Origin of the sequence: Kitasatospora sp. NPDC091257, from assembly GCF_044757675.1 — a bacterium.
Lineage (GTDB): Bacteria > Actinomycetota > Actinomycetes > Streptomycetales > Streptomycetaceae > Kitasatospora > Kitasatospora lactacystinica.
On record NZ_JBIVVI010000574.1, the window covers coordinates 1 to 5,636 of the forward strand.

Here is a 5,636-nt window from a genome sequence, read left to right on the forward strand (position 1 = left end):
GGGGCGCCGGCGTGGAGGACGGTGAGGGTGCCGCCGCCCGTCCGGGTGGGGTCGGCGACGCGGCGGAGGGCCTGGGCGGCCACGGCGTCGGCGGAGCCGTGCAGGGTGAGCCCCGGCGAGGCGGTCGGGGCGACGGCTGCGCGGATGCGGTCGTCGACGAGTTCGTAGTGGGTGCAGCCGAGCACGATGACGTCGGTCCCGACCGGCGTCCGGGCGGCGGCGTCGGCGATGGCGGCGGTGATGGCCTCGTCGTCGCCGTGCTCGACCGCGTCCGCGAGGCCCGGGCAGGCGACCTCGGTGACGTCCGCCGAACCGCCGAAGTCGCGGATCAGCCCGCGCTGGTAGTCGCTGCCGGTGGTGGCCGGGGTGGCCCAGATGGCGACCCGGCCGCCCTGCGCGGCGGCGGGCTTGATCGCCGGGACGGTGCCGATCACCGGAAGCCCGGGCTCCAGCTCGGCCCGCAGGGTGGCGAGCGCGTGCACGGAGGCGGTGTTGCAGGCGATCACCAGCGCGTCGGGTTCGAGCACGGCGGCGGCCCGGCAGCAGCCGAGGGCCAGCTCCGTTACCTCTTCCGGCGTACGCGGCCCCCACGGCATCGAGGCCGGGTTGGAAGAGAGCACCAGATCCACGTCCGGGCGCAGCTTCCGAAGGGCGGCGGCGGCGGCCAGCAGGCCGATTCCGGAGTCCATCAGTGCGATCTTCACGGGTCAAGACTTTAGTCGATGCGCCCGTCCGGCCCGGTTCTGCGGCAGACTGCCGGGGTGACCGTCCTGCTGTGGATCGCCGCGTTCTCCCTGCTGGTCTGGCTCTGGCTGGCGTGCTGCCACGGTTCGTTCTGGCGCACCGACGTACGGCTGCCGCCGCGTCGCCCGCCGGTCCGCTGGCCGCAGGTGGCGGTCGTGGTGCCGGCCCGGGACGAGGCCCCGGTGCTCCCGGCGAGCCTGCCGACGCTGCTCGCGCAGAAGTATCCGGGGCGGGCCCGGGTGTTCCTGGTGGACGACCACAGTTCGGACGGCACCGGTGCCCTGGCGGCGGAGCTGCGGACGATCGACGGGCTGGAGCTGACCGTCACCACCCCTCCCCCGCTGCCGCCGGGCTGGACCGGCAAGCTGTGGGCGCTGCGGCACGGCGTGGCGCTGGCCGGGCCGGACGTCGAGTACCTGCTGCTGACGGACGCCGACATCGCGCACGGTCCGGATTCGCTGGCCGAGCTGGTGGCCGCCGCCGAGAGCAACGGGCTGGACCTGGTGTCGCAGATGGCCCGGCTGCGGGTGGAGACCGGCTGGGAGCGGCTGATCGTGCCGGCCTTCGTGTACTTCTTCGCCCAGCTGTACCCGTTCCGCCGGAGCAACCGTCCCGGTGCCCGGACGGCGGCCGCGGCCGGCGGCTGCTCGCTGGTGCGGCGCGAGGCGCTGGAGCGGGCGGGCGGGGTGGCGGCGATCCGGGGCGCGGTGATCGACGACGTGTCGCTGGCCCGGGCGGTGAAGTCCGCCGGCGGCCGGACCTGGCTGGGCCTGGCCGACGACGTGGACAGCGTGCGCCCGTACCCGCGGCTGGAGCAGCTGTGGCGGATGGTCTCGCGCAGCGCCTACGCCCAGCTCAGGCACTCGCCCGTGCTGCTGCTCGGGACGGTGCTGGGGCTGGGGCTGGTCTATCTGGTGCCGCCGGTGGCGACGGTGGCCGGGCTGGTGGGCGGGGTGCCGCCGGTGGCGGCCGCGGGCGGGGCGGCGTGGGCGCTGATGGCGGGCACGTACCTGCCGATGGTCCGGTACTACGGGCAGTCGGCCGCGGCCGTGCTGCTGTTGCCGTTCACCGCGGGGCTGTACCTGCTGATGACGGTGGACTCGGCGGTGCGGCACTGGCGCGGCCGGGGCGCCGCGTGGAAGGGCCGGACGTACTCCCGGGCCTGAGAAGTCCCCCGTGCCGAACCCGCTGCGCGGTGGGCCGTCCCGTTCCATACTGCTCGGATGGACCGTCAGCAGATCTCCCGCCTCGCCCATGCCCGCCACCCGGTCGCGGCCCCGCTGGCGGACGAGTCGGTGGCCCGGTTGCTGGACCGCGCCACGGCCGGGACGGAGCGGGGCCGGGCCCTGGACCTGGGCTGTGGTGAGGGCGCCTGGCTGCTCCGGACGCTGGCCGCCCATCCGGGCTGGCGGGCGGTGGGCGTGGATCTGGACGCGGCCGCGCTGACCCGGGCCCGGGAGACCGCGACCGCACTCGGCGTGGTTCGTCGGATCGGCCTGCACCACTTGGACGTACGGGAGTTCACCGCGCGGGAGCCGTTCGACCTGGTGCTGTGCGTCGGCGCCACCCACGCGTTCGGCGGTCTGCTGCCGACGCTCGCCGCGGCCCGCGAACTCCTGGCCCCGGGCGGCCGGTTGCTGGTCGGCGAAGGGTTCTGGCAACGCGAGCCGTCGCAGCCGGCGCTGGACGGGCTGGGCGCCGCCCGGGAGGACTTCGCGGATCTGGCGACGACCACCGACCGGGTCCTCGCGGACGGCTGGACGCCGGTGTTCGGTCACGCCAGCTCCGAACAGGAGTGGGACGACTACGAGTTCTCCTGGACGGGCTCGCTGGCCGAGTGGGCGCTGGACCACCCGGACCACCCGGGCGCGGCGGCCGCCCGCGAGGCCGCGGACCGGCACCGCACCGAGTGGCTGCACGGCTACCGGGGGACGCTCGGCTTCGTCACGTACCTGCTGCGCCGCGACTGACGACTGACGCGACTGAAGTGACCGGAGCGACCGCGACGGCCGAAGCCGCGGAAGCCTCCGGCTCCGTTGGAGCGTTCGGAGCGGCCGGGTTCCCGCCGCCCCGGCGATCGGCTACTTCGGGATCCGCGCGAGGAAGTCGTCGATCAGCGGGGCGATTTCGGGCAGCTTCTCCTCCAGGGCGAAGTGCCCGGTGTCGAACAGGTGCAGCTCGGCCCCGGGCAGGTCGCGCAGGTAGGCGCGGGCGCCGGCCTCGGTGAAGAACGGGTCGCCCAGGCCCCAGAGCACCAGAGCGGGCGGCTGGTCGGCGCGCAGCCAGGCCTGCCAGGCGGGGTAGAGCTCGACGTTGGAGAAGTAGTCGAGGGCGAGTTCGACCTGGATGTCCTTGCGGCCGGGCAGGTCGAGGAAGTGCTGGTCGAGCGTCCAGCCGTCGGGGGCGACCAGGCTCGGGTCGCCCGTGCCGCCCTCGTACTGGTCGCGGGTGACGTCCAGGGTGAGGATCGAGCGGGCGGCCTGCTCGGCACCCGGCACGCCGCGCTTGTTGGCGATGAACTCCCGCGCCTGGTCGGAGAGTCCCTCCTCGTAGGCGTTGCCGTTCTGGATCACCAAGCCGGTGATCCACTCCGGGTGCCGGGTGGCCAGGCGCAGGCCGACGGGGGCGCCGAAGTCGAAGACGTACAGCGCGAAGCGGTCCAGGCCGAGGGTGAGGCAGAACCCCTCGATCACCTCGGCGAGGCTGTCGAAGCGGTACGTGAAGGTGCCGGGCGCGGGGCTGTCGCTGCTGCCGAACCCGGGGTAGTCGGGGGCTATCAGGCGGTAGCGGGTACCGAGCGCGTCGAGCAGTCGGGCGTACTGGTGGGAGGACGACGGGAAGCCGTGCAGCAGCAGGAGCACGGGCGCGTCTGCCGGGCCGGCTTCGCGGTAGAAGACACGCAGGCCGTCGACGTCGACGTGGCGGTGGTGGACGTGCGGGATCGTCAGCTCGCTCATGCTAACCATTAAACAGCATCTGAACAGTTAGGCAAGGCCCCTGTCCGGCAACCCGCTTGCCGGACAAGGCACATGTGCGAGCTGATCCGATGTCACCGACGTGGCCGGGAGGGCCGGCTCAGTGGCGGTGCTGCCGCTCCTGCTGCACCAGGTGGTCGAGCACCTCGGGCATCGCCTCGACCCCGCCGGCCTGGGTCGGCGAGGTGCGGTACTCGCCCTGGACGACGACCGTCGGCAGCTCGTTGATGCCGTAGCGGGTGAAGGCGGCGGCGGCCCCGTCGACCGACCGGCCCACCGCGGCCGAGCGGTAGGCCCGTCCGAACGCCTGGGCGTCGACGCCGTTGCGCACGGCCCAGTCGGTGGCGGTGGCCTCGGTGGTGAGGTCGATCCCCTCGTTGTGCACGGCGCGGAACACACTGGTCTGGAGGCGGCCGACCAGGCCCAGCCGGTCCAGCGCGTAGTACAGCCGGGCGTGGCCGCGTTGCACGGCCTCGTCCTGGCTGCCGGGCCAGACGGCCGGGACGCGGCGCAGCACGACATCGGCGCGGTGCTTCTCCGCCCAGGCCCGCAAAGGCTGTTCGAGCGCCTGGGAGTGGCCGCAGTCGTACCAGAAGAATTCGACCGCCTCGGTCCGGGCGCTCACGCGCACCGGTTGCGGGTGGTCGAGTTCGACGAACTTGGCGCCCTCGGTAGGGGGTTGGTGGGACATCGCGCCGGCCTGGACAGGGGACGCGGCAATCCCGACGGCGACGGCGAGCAGGACGGTGGACCGCAGCAGCGACTTCGAGTTCACACCGGGCAGTGTGCTGGCGACGGTTCGCTACCGGCCGGTTGCTGCGGCGCAGGCAGGGCCGGATTCGCTCGATCGGCGCACCCGGGCCCGCGCCCGTTGACGGGACGGACCACCCGACAGGGCCAACAGAACCGACGTACTCGGCGGGCCCACGGGACCGGGGTGCGCGGCGGGTCAGCCGGCGGCCTCCGGGCCCGCCGTCCACACCTCGGCGACCAGGTGCTGCCAGGCGTCCACGACGGCACCCAGCTCGAAGTGCTCCAGCGCGTGCGCCCGGGCCGCCGCGCCCAGGCCCGCCCGGTTGACCGCCAGCACCTTGCCCAGCGCCTCGGCGAGGGCGAGCGGGTCCCCGGGGGCGACCAGCGCGCCGGTCGCACCGTCCCGGACCACCTCGCGCACCCAGCCGACGTCAGTGGCCACGGCGGGCACCCCGGCCAGCGCCGCCTCGATCAGCGCGCCGGGCACGCCCTCGCTGTCGCTGGTCAGCAGCAGCGCGTCGGCGGCGCGGTAGAGCGGGGCCGGGTCGGACAACGGGCCGAGGAAGTGGGCCCGGGCGGCGGCCGGGTGGCGGGCCAGCGTCTCGCGCAGCGGCCCGTCCCCGGCGACGGCGAGCCGGACGTCGGGCAGCCGGTCGAGCACGTCCAGGGCGAGGTCGAGCCGCTTCTCGGGAGCTATCGCCCCGATCCAGGCGACCAGCAGCACATCGGCCGGCAGGCCCAGCGCGTGCCGCGCGGCCCTCCGGTCGTCCCGGCCGTCGGCTGGCGGATAGCTCTCCGCGGCACGGGAGTTGGGGATCACGTGGACCTTGCCCTCGGGCAGCCGGAACTGCTCCTCCAGAACGACGCGCGCTTCGTCGGTGAGGGTGGTGACGGCGGCCGCGCGGTGCATCAGCGCGCCGCCGCGCACCCGGCGCAGCCGGTTGGCGGTCCAGTAGCGCGGGTGGCCGACCGAGACGTAGACGAAGGGCGTCCGGGTCCCGGCCAGGGCGAGGGCACAGGCGGCCAGGGTGTCCGAGCCGTGGGCGAGCACCACGTCGGCGGCGCGCGAGGCGGCGCGCAGCGCCCGCAGGGTGCTCGGGTGCAGCCGCCCGGGGCCCAGCACGGCGGCGGAGCGCAACCCGGGGGCGGCGGAGCAGTCCACGG

At 74.7% G+C, this 5,636-nt stretch carries 6 protein-coding genes; 2 read left to right on the forward strand and 4 right to left on the reverse strand.

Going from position 1 to position 5,636, the window contains the following annotated elements:
• On the reverse strand, window positions 1-704 hold a 704-nt coding region (locus ACIQOV_RS24635; protein WP_401051822.1), incomplete at its 3' end, for a glutamate racemase.
• An 18-nt stretch (window positions 705-722) separates the two neighbouring features.
• Between ACIQOV_RS24635 and ACIQOV_RS24640 the strand changes: the two genes are divergently transcribed.
• Together ACIQOV_RS24640 and ACIQOV_RS24645 are read left to right on the forward strand one after the other, a co-directional pair.
• A complete protein-coding gene (locus ACIQOV_RS24640) occupies window positions 723-1,910 on the forward strand; it encodes a glycosyltransferase (protein WP_401051824.1) in 1,188 nt (395 codons plus the stop codon).
• 57 nt (window positions 1,911-1,967) lie between these two features.
• Window positions 1,968-2,714 (forward strand): SAM-dependent methyltransferase, encoded by a 747-nt coding sequence (locus ACIQOV_RS24645; protein ID WP_401051827.1) that lies wholly within the window; start codon window positions 1,968-1,970, stop codon window positions 2,712-2,714.
• A 111-nt stretch (window positions 2,715-2,825) separates the two neighbouring features.
• On the opposite strand, the gene ACIQOV_RS24650 is transcribed toward ACIQOV_RS24645, so the two are convergent.
• From ACIQOV_RS24650 to ACIQOV_RS24660, 3 genes are all read right to left on the reverse strand, one after another.
• Window positions 2,826-3,701, reverse strand: coding sequence for an alpha/beta fold hydrolase (locus tag ACIQOV_RS24650; protein WP_401051829.1), 876 nt, complete (start codon window positions 3,699-3,701; stop codon window positions 2,826-2,828).
• Between the two features lie 118 nt (window positions 3,702-3,819).
• Window positions 3,820-4,494 carry a thiol:disulfide interchange protein DsbA/DsbL gene (locus ACIQOV_RS24655; protein WP_401051831.1) on the reverse strand — a complete coding sequence of 225 codons (675 nt, stop codon included), beginning with the start codon at window positions 4,492-4,494 and terminating at the stop codon, window positions 3,820-3,822.
• Between the two features lie 174 nt (window positions 4,495-4,668).
• Window positions 4,669-5,636: glycosyltransferase (locus ACIQOV_RS24660; RefSeq protein ID WP_401051833.1), on the reverse strand; the 968-nt coding region annotated here is incomplete at its 5' end.